This window comes from Pseudomonas tolaasii NCPPB 2192 (assembly GCF_002813445.1).
Taxonomy (GTDB): domain Bacteria; phylum Pseudomonadota; class Gammaproteobacteria; order Pseudomonadales; family Pseudomonadaceae; genus Aquipseudomonas; species Aquipseudomonas tolaasii.
The window spans coordinates 5,924,748-5,937,959 of sequence record NZ_PHHD01000001.1 but is presented as its reverse complement, the minus strand read 5'-3'; the positions used below and the strand labels follow the sequence as shown (position 1 = coordinate 5,937,959).

At 61.8% G+C, this 13,212-nt stretch carries 11 protein-coding genes and 1 pseudogene; 9 read left to right on the top strand and 3 right to left on the bottom strand.

All coding sequences use genetic code 11. The annotated features are described in order from the left end of the window. Nucleotides 1-38: 38 nt before the first annotated feature. Nucleotides 39-1,118: a patatin-like phospholipase domain-containing protein gene (locus tag ATI14_RS26960; RefSeq protein ID WP_016971909.1), complete on the bottom strand. Its 1,080-nt coding sequence runs from the start codon at nt 1,116-1,118 to the stop codon at nt 39-41. 160 nt (nt 1,119-1,278) lie between these two features. On the opposite strand from ATI14_RS26960, the gene ATI14_RS26955 reads away from it, so the two are divergent. The 4 genes from ATI14_RS26955 to ATI14_RS26940 are packed head-to-tail and all read left to right on the top strand — an operon-like array spanning nt 1,279 to nt 3,873. Next, complete coding sequence (locus tag ATI14_RS26955) at nt 1,279-1,581, top strand: PepSY domain-containing protein (protein WP_016971908.1); 303 nt, start codon at nt 1,279-1,281, stop codon at nt 1,579-1,581. After that, a complete protein-coding gene (locus ATI14_RS26950; protein ID WP_016971907.1) occupies nt 1,581-1,895 on the top strand; it encodes a PepSY domain-containing protein in 315 nt (104 codons plus the stop codon). Before ATI14_RS26955 ends, ATI14_RS26950 begins: the two co-directional genes overlap by 1 nt. Further along, nucleotides 1,895-2,563, top strand: coding sequence for a response regulator transcription factor (locus tag ATI14_RS26945; RefSeq protein ID WP_016971906.1), 669 nt, complete (start codon nt 1,895-1,897; stop codon nt 2,561-2,563). Before ATI14_RS26950 ends, ATI14_RS26945 begins: the two co-directional genes overlap by 1 nt. Then, nucleotides 2,560-3,873, top strand: a complete 1,314-nt coding sequence (locus ATI14_RS26940; protein ID WP_016971905.1) for a sensor histidine kinase — start codon at nt 2,560-2,562, stop codon at nt 3,871-3,873. Before ATI14_RS26945 ends, ATI14_RS26940 begins: the two co-directional genes overlap by 4 nt. A gap of 123 nt (nt 3,874-3,996) precedes the next feature. Here ATI14_RS26940 and ATI14_RS32040 read toward each other — a convergent pair whose 3' ends face one another. Then, on the bottom strand, nt 3,997-4,752 hold the full coding sequence (locus ATI14_RS32040; protein ID WP_370590142.1) for a methyl-accepting chemotaxis protein: 756 nt from the start codon (nt 4,750-4,752) through the stop codon (nt 3,997-3,999). A 102-nt stretch (nt 4,753-4,854) separates the two neighbouring features. Then, nucleotides 4,855-5,001, bottom strand: a pseudogene (locus tag ATI14_RS32035) (HAMP domain-containing protein); the annotation flags it as partial. Nucleotides 5,002-6,383: 1,382 nt separating this feature from the next. Between ATI14_RS32035 and ATI14_RS26930 the strand changes: the two are divergent. The 5 genes from ATI14_RS26930 (at nt 6,384) to ATI14_RS26910 (ending at nt 13,202) form a co-directional block, all read left to right on the top strand. Beyond that, nucleotides 6,384-7,703, top strand: a complete 1,320-nt coding sequence (locus ATI14_RS26930) for a Na+/H+ antiporter family protein (RefSeq protein WP_165448269.1) — start codon at nt 6,384-6,386, stop codon at nt 7,701-7,703. Nucleotides 7,704-8,119: 416 nt separating this feature from the next. Beyond that, on the top strand, nt 8,120-10,513 hold the full coding sequence (locus tag ATI14_RS26925; RefSeq protein WP_080520604.1) for a TonB-dependent receptor plug domain-containing protein: 2,394 nt from the start codon (nt 8,120-8,122) through the stop codon (nt 10,511-10,513). Nucleotides 10,514-10,529: 16 nt separating this feature from the next. Continuing rightward, nucleotides 10,530-11,495 (top strand): amino acid ABC transporter permease, encoded by a 966-nt coding sequence (locus tag ATI14_RS26920; RefSeq protein ID WP_016971901.1) that lies wholly within the window; start codon nt 10,530-10,532, stop codon nt 11,493-11,495. Continuing rightward, nucleotides 11,488-12,261 carry an amino acid ABC transporter ATP-binding protein gene (locus tag ATI14_RS26915; protein WP_016971900.1) on the top strand — a complete coding sequence of 258 codons (774 nt, stop codon included), beginning with the start codon at nt 11,488-11,490 and terminating at the stop codon, nt 12,259-12,261. The genes ATI14_RS26920 and ATI14_RS26915 overlap by 8 nt, the downstream gene beginning before the upstream one ends. Before the next feature lie 17 nt (nt 12,262-12,278). Next, nucleotides 12,279-13,202 carry an ABC transporter substrate-binding protein gene (locus tag ATI14_RS26910; RefSeq protein ID WP_031319929.1) on the top strand — a complete coding sequence of 308 codons (924 nt, stop codon included), beginning with the start codon at nt 12,279-12,281 and terminating at the stop codon, nt 13,200-13,202. The last annotated feature ends 10 nt before the right edge of the window (nt 13,203-13,212 follow it).

The following is a 13,212-nucleotide window of genomic DNA, read 5'->3' as shown; positions in this document are numbered from 1 at the left end:
GTTTAACAGCTTGATCCCCCGCCGCGCATACCGCTGGGTCAAAGTGCGTGCAAGCGTTCGCTCAATTGACCGTTATCCGCCAACTTCAGGAACTCATCCCCCAGGCGCCGGCTCTCGCTCATTGCGGTTTGCCAGTATTTGTTTCGGCTCGGGTCATCGCCCATGAAACGCTTGAAATCGCTGCGATCCGGCAGTTTGCCGTGAGGCAGGCGCGCCAGGTATTCCCTGGAGGGGGCCAACAGCAACACATCCTGCAAACCCTGTTGATTGCTGCGCCGCCACGGCAGGCCCTTGTCGAACCAGCCGGGGATGACCCGGTCGGTAAAATGCGGATAAAGCACGATGTCATCGCCGTGGTAAGGGAGGTCGAGGTGGTAGTCCAGCAGGCCGCCGTCGCGGTAAGTGCCTGCGCCCGCACCCGGCAAGTCACGCACGCCTTGCATTACCATCGGAATCGAGCCCGAGGCCAGCAGTGCCTGGCGCAGGTTGCCCAGTTCCAGTTCAAGGAAGCGCGAAGGGAAATCCTTCAGTTCATGCACCGGCGGCGACTGGCGCGGGTCGTGGACGATCAACCGTTCGAAATGCCGTGACAGCCGCGCGCGGCCGCGCAGGTTGTCGGCGATTACGGATGACAAACCCAGGCCAAGGCGCCCGCGGTGGTCGTCGGCGAGCAGGCCGTGGCTTTTGACGACCATGATGTTCAGGCGATAGTCGGGGTTATCCAGCACTCGCGCATCACGGCCTGCCAGCAGCTCATCGAGCATGCGCCGGCAGCTCTGGCTGACCTCTGCCATGGTCACGCCTTTGGCAAAACGCTGTTCGTTGTACAGGCGGCCGAGGTCCAGCAGGCCTTGCACCGGGTCGGGCAGGCAGGCACTGGCAAAGCGCCAGGAACCAATGGACGCACCGATCAGTGCGCGCTCGCGGCGCGCCCGGGGCAACCAGTCGCCGAACAACGCCAGGTCCAGGCCTTGAATGCCCAGCGCCTTGGGCCCGCCGGCGGCACCGGGAAGGATACCCACCTCAGCAGGTGTCAGGCCTTTCTCACGGATGCGTGTGAAGGCGCGTTTACCGGCCTTGAGCGTCAAGGCGGGAAATTTGATGTGGATGGCAGTCATACCGGTCTCTTTTGCAACGAGCGGGGCAGTATAGGAAAAGTCGTACGGTGATGGGTGAATGTGCCTATAGGAAATTGCCATGGTGGCAATTCAGTTTCAGTTAAGTTGCGACGGTTACCGTGACCGTCGTAGGAAAAACATCCTGAAACGGAGACTCACCATGAAGCGCCTCACAGCGCTGGTCGCCGCCGGTATCATCGCGGTCATGGCGGCGCAGGCCCAAGCAACGGACCCCGACAAACCGCTGAAATTGCCTGGCACTGTTACAATTGTTGCCTTTGATCAATTGGAAGCGGCTGCTCTGGCGCTGCATCCCGGTTCCAGACTGCTGGACACCGACCTGGATGAGGCGTACGGCAACTATCTGTACCAAGTTGAACTGGAAGATGCTGACGGCATCGAGTGGGAAGTCGAATTGGACGCGCTCACCGGGCACGTTCTCAAGAATCATCAGGAAACGTAATGACGGTATATCGACGCGCCAGCAGTGTGATGGTGCTGGTGCTCCTGGCCTTTTGCTCAGGCCTTGCCGCCCGCGACCTCAATCAGGATGAAGCCTTGGCCTTGCGCCAGCAGGGTGTGATCCTGCCGCTCGAGCAACTGTTGCAGCAGGCCATGGCGCGCTATCCGGGTTCGAGACTATTGGAAGCCGAGCTTGAAAAGAAGCACGGCCAATATGCCTATGAGGTGGAGCTGGTCACCACCGAAGGGGTGGTGCGCGAAATCAAACTGGATGCTACAACCGGTGTATTGCTCAAAGACAAGGAAGACGATTGATGCGCCTGCTTCTGGTGGAAGACAACGTGCCGCTGGCCGACGAGCTGTTGGCGGGCCTGCAGCGCCAGGGTTACGCCGTCGATTGGCTGGCCGACGGCCGCGATGCCGTGTACCAGGGCCGCAGCGAACCTTATGACCTGATCATCCTCGACCTCGGCCTGCCCGGCTTGCCGGGGCTGGACGTGCTGGCGCAATGGCGTGCTGCCGCACTGGTCACACCGGTGCTGGTGCTCACGGCCCGGGATTCCTGGGCCGAGCGCATCGAAGGGCTCAAGGCCGGCGCCGATGATTACCTGAGCAAACCCTTTCACCCTGAAGAGCTGCACCTGCGTATCCAGGCCTTGCTGCGACGCTCCCATGGCCATGCCAACCAGCCCACCCTGCAAGCCGCCGGCCTGCATCTGGATGAGGGCCGCCAGTGCGTGCTGCGCGATGGCGCGGAGATTCAGCTGACCGCCGCCGAATTCCGCCTGTTGCGTTACTTCATGCTGCACCCGGACCAGATCTTGTCGAAAAGCCACCTGGCCGAGCATTTGTATGACGGCGAGACCGAGCGCGACTCCAATGTGCTGGAAGTCCACGTCAATCATCTGCGCCGAAAACTGGGGCGCAGCGTGATCGAGACCCGGCGCGGCCAGGGTTACCGCTTTGGCGCCGGCACTGCATGAGGTCGATCCAGCGGCGCCTGAGCCTGGGGCTGATCAGCGTGATGGTGATCGTCGGCGTGGTGCTGGCGCAAACCAGCTTGTGGTTGTTCGAAGCCGGCTTGCAGCGCTATCTGGAAGCGGGCTTGCGCAATGACAGCGAGAACCTGCTGGTGGCCTTGGTGCGTGGGCCCGACGGGTTGCAACTGCACGAAAAGCGGTTATCACCGGCGTATCAACGACCCTTTTCCGGTCACTATTTTCGTATTGATTTTGCCGACAAACACTGGCGTTCCCGCTCCTTGTGGGACCAGGACCTGCCGCGCCTGCCGGAGGCGGGGATAAAGGGCAACTTGCAGCTCGGGCCGGAAGGGCAGCAACTGTTGGTCTTACGTGAAGACTACAAGCGCTTCGGCCAAGCGATTTCCATCAGTGTGGCTCAGGACTACACGCCGGTGCGGGACAGCTTTCGCCTGATGCGTCAGATTGGGCTGGTGATTGGGCTGGCGGCATTGCTGCTGGTATTGATTCTGCAACGGGTCACTGTGCGCCGCGCTTTGCGCCCGCTGGAAACCGCGCGCAACCAGATTGCCCAGCTGCAACAGGGCCAGCGTTCGCAACTCGACACTCAGGTGCCACAAGAACTGGAGCCGCTGGTGGCGCAGATCAACCACCTGCTGGCCCACACCGAAGACAGCCTCAAGCGTTCGCGCAATGCCCTGGGCAACCTGGGGCATGCATTGAAAACCCCGTTGGCGGTGTTGCTGAGTGCGGCGTCCAGCGAGCAGCTCAAGGACCATCCGGAGCTGGCCAAATTGCTGCGTGATCATCTGGAGCAGGTGCAACAGCGTCTTAACCGCGAGCTCAATCGCGCCCGCCTGGCCGGTGAAACCCTGCCGGGCGCCTTGTTTGACTGTGAAAAGGAACTGCCCGGCCTGCTGGCGACCCTGAACATGATCCATGGTGAGCATCTGGATTTAAGCCAGCATGTCACCCCCGGCCTGCAGTTGCCCTGGGACCGCGAAGACCTGCTGGAGCTGCTCGGCAACCTGTTGGATAACGCCTGCAAATGGGCCGACGCTGAAATCCGCGTGAATATCCACGAAACGGCGCACAGCTACATCATTGAGGTTGAGGACGACGGCCCCGGCATCCCCGAAACCCAACGTGCCCTGGTATTCAGCCGCGGCACACGCCTGGATGAACAGATTGACGGCCACGGCCTGGGGCTCGGGATCGTGCGCGATATTGTCGAGGTGTGGGGCGGGGTGTTGCAGTTGCAGGAAAGTGAGCTGGGTGGGTTGAAAGCATTGATTGAGCTGCCCAAGCGCTGACACTCACAACAACGTTGGGGCCCGCTTGTGTGTGAGCTGGCTTGCCTGCGATTGCATCACCGCCGTACACCCGAAACACCGTGGTGTCTGCATCGCAGGCAAGCCAGCTCCCACACAGCCGCATTAAACCCTGAACGGGTCCATCAACCCCTGCTGCTGATTTGCCAGGCTGTTCAGCGCCTGGCTCACCCGCGCCGATTCGTTTGCCTGTTCCGACAGCGATTCGGTCACATCCCGAATCGTCGCCACGTTGCTGTTGATCTCCTCGGCCACGGCGCTTTGCTCCTCGGCGGCGCTGGCGATTTGCAGGTTCATGTCGCTGATCACCGTGACCGCATCGCCGATCTGGCGCAGGGCGGTCACCGCCTGACCTACTTGCTCGACACTGTCCTGGGCCTGGCGATAACTGTTGCCCATGGAGCCGACCACTTCCTCGGTACCGCTTTGCAAATGCTCGATCACCAGACGGGTTTCTTCCACCGACTCCTGGGTGCGCCGCGCCAGGTTACGCACTTCGTCGGCGACCACCGCAAACCCTCGGCCAGCCTCGCCGGCGCGGGCGGCTTCAATGGCGGCGTTGAGCGCCAGCAGGTTGGTCTGCTCGGCAATACCACGAATCACTTCCAGCACTGAACCGATCTTCTCGCTGTTGGCCGCCAGGCCTTCAACCTGGGCCATGGCGGTGCTCATGTCTGCGGCAAGGTGTTCGATGTTGGCGGTGGTGCGGCCGATCACGGTCAAGCCTTCGCGCGTCGCCTGGTCGGCATCGCGGGCGGCCTGTGCGGCTTGGGCCGCGCTGCGTGCCACGTCTTGGGCAGTGGCGCTCATTTCGTGGGAGGCGGTGGCCACCTGATCGACCTGGCGGTATTGCTGTTCCATGCCGGCGCTGGTTTCTGTGGCAATCGTGGCGGATTGATCGGCAGTGCCACGGGCGTCCTGCACCGAGCGTTTGACCTGCGCAATGATCGGTTGCAGTTTATCGAGGAAGCGGTTGAACCAGCCGGCCAGTTGCCCCAGTTCGTCGTGTTTGTCGTAAGCCAGGCGGCGGGTCAGGTCGCCTTCGCCACTGGCGATGTCTTCAAGCATGCGGGCCACGCCGAGGATCGGCCGGGTTACGCTGCGCGCCATCAGCCACACCAGCATCAAACCGACTACGGCGGCAAGCAGGCCCAGGCTCAGTTCCAGCACGGTGCCCCTGGTGTTGTCGGCATCCAGTTTGGCCTTGAGTGCCTCGGCCGGGGCGACCAGGACGTTCTCCGGCACATCCAGCAATACACCCCACGGCTTGCCGTTCGGAATGGGCGTGAAGGGCGCGAGCACCTTGAGTTGGTGATCGGTGCGCAGGCTGCGGGTTTGGAGGCCGTCGGCCAGGGCGCTGATCAGTTGCGCGCCACTGGCCGTGTCGACCTGATCAAGGCGCTGGCTGAGCTTGCCGGCGTCCGGGCTGTAGCCGGCGAGCACGCCGGTCGGGCTGAGGATGCTGACCTGGGTCTGGCCGTCATACAGCTTGTGGCTGGCCTGCAGGCTCACGGCCTGCAGGCTGTTGAGGTTGATGTCCACCGACAGCGAGGCGATGACTTTGCCATTGACCATCAGCGGAAACACGATGCTCGTCATCAGCACGTTTTGCCCGTTGATCACATAGAAGTAAGGTTCGATCACGCAGGGTTTGAGCGTAGCGCGCGGGCAGGTGAACCAGGCGTTGGCCTTTTCACCGCTGGGGCCGACGCGGGTGTCGGCCATATCGCTTTCCGGCAACGCCATCGACTCCAGCTTGCCTGGAGTGGGTTGCGACCAGTACAGGGCGAAGCGGCCCTTGTCGTTGCTGCCCAGCTCGGCCTGGTTGGCGAACAGCTCGTCCTTGCCATCCAGCGCGTTGGCTTCAAAAACCAGTGACAAACCCAACAGGTCAGGGTTGGCTTGCAGGGCGGCCTTGACCTGGCGGGTCAGGTCTTCACGGGTGTCGAAAGCGTCGAGAAAGCGTTTTTCCGCCTGCTCGCGCAAAAACAGCACCTGCCGGGAAAAGCCGTGGCCGTACTGGTAGGCGTCCATGAACTGCTGACGAATGCCCAGTGCCTGTACTTCGCCCTGGGCCTCGATGCGCGCCTGGGCCGCCTCGTCGAGCATCTGCATGCTGGACGCCTTGACCTGTTGTGAACTCTGTTCCATGCGATACAACGACAGACCCACCAGCAGGGTCACGATCCCCAGCAGGCAAAGGCCGGCGAGCAGGGTGATTTTCCATTGAATGGAGAGCTGTCTGACGGACATCGAGGGGCATCCTTAACCTGAAAACACAGAGAATCAGGTTATCGGCTTCTTTTGAATTTTCTTTATTCAAACGATCAATTTAAACCTGAAAGCGGCGCCGTTTTTTGACATGTTGGCCCGCCTGCGGCACAGTGCGCGCCCTCTAATAAGACCTCCTTCAAGCCTGCACGCTGGCAGCCACACTGGCCGCCGGGGCGCGGGCATGCCTGTTTTTTATGTTTCTGCTTGAGGTAACCATGATTAACGCAGTCATTGCCGCGGTCGGCACCATGCTGGTGCTCAGCCTGTCCCGCGTGCATGTGGTCATCGCCATTATTGTCGGCGCCCTGGTTGGCGGGTTGACCGGTGGCCTGGGGATCGAGGCCACGCTCAAAGCCTTCAACGGCGGTTTGGGGGGTGGTGCTACGGTGGCGTTGTCCTACGCCTTGCTCGGTGCTTTCGCGGTGGCGATTGCCAAATCGGGGCTGGCCCACGCCCTGGCGGACAAGGCGCTGTTGCTGGTGGATCGCCAGGAAGCCACTGGCGGCAGCCACGTCAAATGGCTGCTGATCGGCCTGCTCTGGGTGGTGGCGATTGCTTCGCAGAACATCCTGCCGATTCACATTGCGTTTATCCCGTTGCTGGTGCCGCCGCTGCTCTACGTGCTGACCAAGTTGCAGCTGGACCGTCGCCTGATCGCCTGCGTCATGACCTTCGGCCTGATCACGCCCTATATGTTCCTGCCGGTGGGCTTCGGCAATATCTTCCTCAACCAGATCCTGCTGGCCAACGTGGCCAAGAGCGGCGTGGACATCAGCCAGGTCAACGTCACTCACGCCATGGGGTTGCCGGCGTTGGGCATGGTGTTCGGACTGCTGGTGGCGGTGTTTGTCAGCTACCGCAAAAAACGCGTGTACGACCTGGAGAAAATCGAGCGGGTCGAGCAAGTGGCGGTGCAGTACAACCCGCTGACCCTGTTGGTGGCAGGGTTGGCGATTGCTTCGGCGTTCATCATTCAACTGTGGCTGGACTCGATGATCATCGGCGCGCTGGCCGGGTTCCTGATCTTTTCGGTGTCGGGCATCGTGCGCTGGCGCGAGACGGATGACCTGTTCACTGAAGGCATGAAGATGATGGCGATGATCGGCTTCATCATGATTGCTTCGTCAGGGTTTGCCGAAGTGCTCAAGGCCACCGGTGACGTGCGCTCGCTGGTGGAAGCGTCGGCGGCGTTTATCGGGCATAGCCGCGGCGTGGGCGCGTTGTTGATGTTGCTGGTGGGGTTGTTGGTGACCATGGGGATTGGTTCGTCGTTTTCGACCGTGCCGATTCTGGCGGCGATTTTTGTGCCGTTGTGTGTGCAGTTGGGGTTCAGTCCGTTGGCCATTGTGTGCATCGTCGGCACGGCGGGGGCGTTGGGTGATGCGGGGTCGCCGGCTTCTGATTCGACGCTGGGACCGACTTCCGGGTTGAATATTGACGGGCAGCATCACCATATCTGGGACACGGTGGTGCCGACCTTTTTGCATTACAACCTTCCGTTGCTGGCGTTTGGGTGGTTGGCAGCGATGACGCTTTGATCGGGTGGTTGGGGGGAGTACCTCTCAACCATCACTCAAATAACGGATGTAGCCCCAGCCAATCTCAAAAAGACATTACGCATTCGAATAACAATCGCAACACATAATGAATTGCAAGAATATTAGCTTATGTCCAAATAGCATTATATTTTTGAAATTCATTCCGTTATGTTTGATCGCAACAGCCTACCCCTGACCTCGGATGGTACCCAGCGTGATACAGATTCTGCGCGCCATAACCGGGTAAAGGCCCCGCGGCAGAATCGTTGGAAGGGAGTTCAACGTATGTTGCCGATTCAAACCCCGCACTCGCTCCACACCTAGTTCCCAATCGCCGAAACCCTTGGAAAACCCCGAGCACCGCGCGCCCCTGCGTGGCTGCCCGACTTCGCGATTTGGAACGTTTGGAGTGGCTAATGAAGCAAGTCTTGCAACCCACCGCTGCCCTGGCGCTGGCCCTGCTGGCAAACACCGCCCAGGCCCAGGACGACAGCACCCTGTCCACCGTCGTGGTCACCGGCAACCGTGGCGCCGAACAACGCACCGTCACCAGCAGCCCGGTGCCGATAGATGTGGTCAGCGCCAGGCAACTGCAAAGCACCGGCAAGCCCGGTTTGATGGAAGCGCTGAGCGCGGTGATTCCGTCGCTGACCCTGCCGGAAAAAACCGGTTGGGACGCCAGTGGCATCGCGCGGGCGCCGAACCTGCGAGGCTTGAGTTCCGCTGAAGTGCTGGTGCTGGTCAACGGCAAACGCCGCCACACCAGCGCGACCCTGAACATCAATGGCATCAACACCGGCGCGGCCCCGGCTGACCTGGATTTGATTCCGATCAGCGCCATCGACCACGTCGAAGTGCTGCGCGACGGCGCCGCCGCCCAATATGGCTCCGACGCCATCGCCGGGGTGATCAATATAATCCTCAAGGCCGACACCAGCGGCACCTCGGTGACCAACGTCGGCCAGGGTTACGACGGCAAGAAGCAAACCGTGCAGCAAAGCCTCAACAAGGGGTTTGAAATCGGCAATGGCGGCATTGTGCACCTGGCGTTGGATGCCCGCAGCCAGAACGATGACAACAAAGCCAGCGCCAATGGCTACACCTATGCGCAAGCCTACAATCAGGCGGGCAGGGCCACTTACGGCGGCTACGGCACGCCCAAGACCAACCTGTTGACCTTGGGCTACAACGCCGAACTGCCGATCGATGACAGCCTCAGCCTGTATTCCTTCACCACCTATTCGCGCCGCAAGGCCGAGCAGGGGCAGAACTACCGCCTGCCGACCATCACCAACACCATTACCACGGGCCCCAACGGTTACCCGGCCGGTTACACGCCCACCTGGTACATCGACGAGGACGATTTCCAGGCCGCGTTCGGCGGCAAAGGCACCGTCGGCGAGTGGGACTGGGACCTGTCCACCACCTACGGGCGCAACGAGGCGGAGCAGGGCACCACCCACAACCAGAACCCGTCCTTGGGCGAATACACGCCGAACAGCTTCACCTCCGGCACCTGGATTTCCACCGAGCTGACCACCAACCTCGACTTCAAGCGCGGCTTCGACATCGGCCTGCAAAAGCCGCTGGACCTGAGCTACGGCTTCGAGCACCGGCGCGACACCTATGAGGTGCAGGCCGGTGACTACGCGTCCTATGCCAACGGCGGCTACTGCGTGGCGCCGGGCAATTGCGCGTCGTCCGGGGCGCAGGTCACCAATGGCATTTCACCGGCTGAAGAGAGCAGCGCCTCGCGCAACAGCCTCGCCAGCTATATCGATGCCGGCTTCAACCCGCTGCCGGACTGGTACGTGGGCACTGCCTTGCGCTATGAGCATTACAACGAAGGCGTAGGCGCGACCCGCAGCGGCAAGCTGACCACGCGCTACGACTTCACCCCGCAATTTGCCGTGCGCGCCACGGTCAGCAATGGCTTTCGCGCGCCGTCGTTGGCCAACAGCCTGTTCAGTGCGCGCTCCACCACCTATGGCGTGGTGGACGGGGTGTATCAGTCGATCAACTACGGCGTGTTGCCGGTCGGTTCGGCGGCCGCCAAAGCCCTGGGCGCGCAGGACTTGAAACCCGAGCGCTCGACCAACTTCAGCCTTGGTTTCACCCTCACGCCCACCGACCGCCTGAACTTCACCGCCGACGCCTACGTGATCAACCTGCGCGACCGCATCACGCTGACCGGCACCTTGCTCGGCCCGCAAATCACCCAGGTGCTGCAGAACAGCGGCATCAACTCCACTTCCGGCGGGCAGTACTTCATCAACGGTGCCGACACCCGCACCAAAGGCCTGGATCTGGTCAGTAACTACCACCAGGACCTCGGCCGGTTCGGCTCGCTGAAATGGACGGCGGCGTTCAACTGGAACCAGACGAAGATCCTCAATTACAAGGAATCCACCACGATCCTTGGCACCGCCTATGACCTGTTGGACCGCCAGGCCCGCGGCCTGATCACCGACGTGCAGCCCAAAACCAAGCTGATCCTGGGGGGCGACTGGAGCATCGACCGCTTCACCCTCAACCTGGCCCTGACGCGCTACGGCGCTTACAAAGAGGTCAACGTCTCCGCTGACCGCAGCCTGGACCGTATCTACAGCGCCAAATGGATCACCGACCTCGACCTTGGCTACCACCTCACCAAAGACCTCAACATCGCCATCGGCGCCAAGAACCTGTTCGACCAGTACCCCAGGAAACAAGGCGTGCCGAGCAGCACCATGGTTGCCAGCTACGGCACTTATTCGCCCTTCGGTTTTACCGGCGGGTACTACTACACCCGCTTGACCTATGCCTTCTAAGGCCGAGGAGTGCACCATGCCTATCGTCGCCAAATCCTATGACCTGATCGAAGACGTCAGCCCGGTTCGCCAGGCCCGCGTTTCAACGCCCATCAAGGCTCTGCAAGTAGTACCCGCGCGGCACCCCTGGCGCTGGGCGGGGTCGATCTTTGCCGCGCTGGTGCTGTTGGCCATCGCCCATTCCCTGGCCACCAACCCGCGTTGGGAGTGGGGCGTGTTCGGCCAGTGGTTTTTCTCGCCGTCGGTACTGCGCGGCCTGGGCCAAACGCTGTTGTTGACCCTGCTCAGCACCGTGTTCAGTGCGATTCTCGGCACCGGGCTGGCGCTGGCGCGGTTGTCGGGCTCGCCGTTGCTCTCGGCATTGGCCTGGGGCTATATCTGGTTTTTCCGCTCGATGCCGGCGCTGCTGGTGCTGATCATCCTTTACAACTTTGCTTACCTGTATGACCACATCGTGCTCGGCGTGCCGTTCACGTCGGTGGTGTTCGCTGAGTGGTCCACAGTGGACGTGCTCAGCCAGTTCACTGTGGCGGTATTGGGCCTGAGCCTGATGCAGGCGGCCTATGCGGCGGAGATCATTCGCGGCGGCCTGATCGGCGTGGATGCCGGCCAGCATGAAGCGGCGGCGGCCCTCGGGTTACCGGCTTCACGGCGGATTTTTCGCATCATCCTGCCGCAAGCCTTGCGCTCGATTCTGCCCTCGGGTTTCAACGAAATCATCGGGCTGGTCAAGGGCACGTCCATCGTCTACGTGCTGGCGCTGCCGGAGCTGTTCTACACCGTGCAGGTCATCTACAACCGCACCCAGGCGGTGATCCCGCTGCTGATCGTCGCCACGGTGTGGTACCTGATCATCACCAGTGTGCTGACCAGCGCCCAGTACTACGTCGAGCGGCATTTCGCCCGGGGCACCGCACGCGTGTTGCCGCCCACGCCACTGCAACGCCTGCGCCGCTGGCTCAAGGAGAACACCCATGAGTGAAGCCCGCGCCGGCCGCATCCAGATCCAGGGCGTGGGCAAGCGCTTTGGCAACCAGCAGGTGTTGAAAGACATCGACCTGACCATCGCCCCCGGGGAGGTCACGGTGATTCTCGGGCCGTCGGGCTCGGGCAAATCCACCTTGCTGCGCACCATCAACCACCTGGAGAAAATCGACAGCGGCCACATCACCATTGACGGTGAATATGTCGGCTACCGACGCAAGGGCGACCTGCTCTACGAACTCAAGGAGCGCGAGATTCTCAAGCGCCGCATCGACGTGGGCTTCGTGTTCCAGAACTTCAACCTGTTCCCGCACCTGACCGCCTGGGAAAACATCGCCGAAGCGCCGCTGGCCCACAAACGCTGGCGCAAGGCCGAGGCCCAGGGCAAGGCTGCCGAACTGCTGGCCAAAGTCGGCCTGGCCGACAAAGTGGACGCTTACCCGCGGCAGCTCTCCGGCGGCCAGCAGCAGCGCGTGGCCATTGCCCGCGCGTTGGCGCTGGACCCCAAAGTGCTGTTGTTCGATGAGCCCACTTCGGCCCTCGACCCGGAGCTGGTGGGCGAAGTCCTCGACGTGATCAAGGGCCTGACCCGGCTGGGTGTGACCCTGGTGATTGTGACCCACGAGATCGGCTTTGCCCGCGAAGTGGCTGACCACGTGGTGTTCCTTTGCGACGGTCAACTCATCGAAGAAGGCCCGCCCGAACAGATTCTTCGCCAACCCCGACATCCCCGCACCGCGGCCTTTCTCGGCAAGGTGCTTTAGTTCAAGGAGTGACTGCCATGTTTGTTTCTACTGCCCGTATGGCCCTGCTGACGCTGGCTGTCAGCACCGCGCAAAGTGCTTTCGCCGTGCAACAGGTTGACCTCAGCCCCGACCGTCCGCGCATCCATGTGCCGCGCAACGAAGCTGCCATCGCGCAGATCCCGCCGGGCTTCAAGTTCGCCCAGCCGGGCAAGTTCACCGTGGCCGTGTCCGGCGTGGCCGGGCCGCCCCTGGCGCTGCTGGCCAGCGACGACAAGACCACCATCGGCAGCGAAGCCGACACCGCGCAGTTGGTGGCCGACAGCCTCGGCTTGCAACTCAACGTGGTGCAAACCAGTTGGGAAGACTGGCCGCTGGGCGTCAGCTCCGGCAAGTACGACGCGGTGATCAGCAACGTTACCGTGACCGAAGCGCGCAAGAAGCGTTTTGACTTCGCCACCTATCGCCAGGATGTGCTCGGGTTTTATGTGAAGAGCACCAGCAAGATCACCGAGATCAAACAGGCCTCCGACATTACTGGGCTGAAGATCATCGTCGGCTCCGGCACCAACCAGGAAAAAGTCTTGCTCGCCTGGAACGAGGCCAATGAAAAGGCGGGCCTCAAACCCGCGCTGTTGCAGTACTTCGACGACCAGGCCGCCGCGCAGCTGGCGGTGCAGTCGGGGCGCAGCGATGCGCTGTTCGGGCCCAACTCGGTCTACGCCTATTCCGCCGCCATAACGGGTGGCATCAGGCTCGTGGGCACGGTGAACGGTGGCTGGCCGTTGAAGGCGGATATCGCCGTGACCACGCGCAAGGACAACGGCCTGGTCAAGCCGATTCACACCGCCCTGGAAGGCGCGATTGCCGGCGGCCAATACGAGCAGGTGCTGCAACGCTGGGGCCTGGATATCGAGCGCGTCGACACGTCGCTGATCAACCCACCGGGCCTGCCGGATTAAGGAGTGCCGA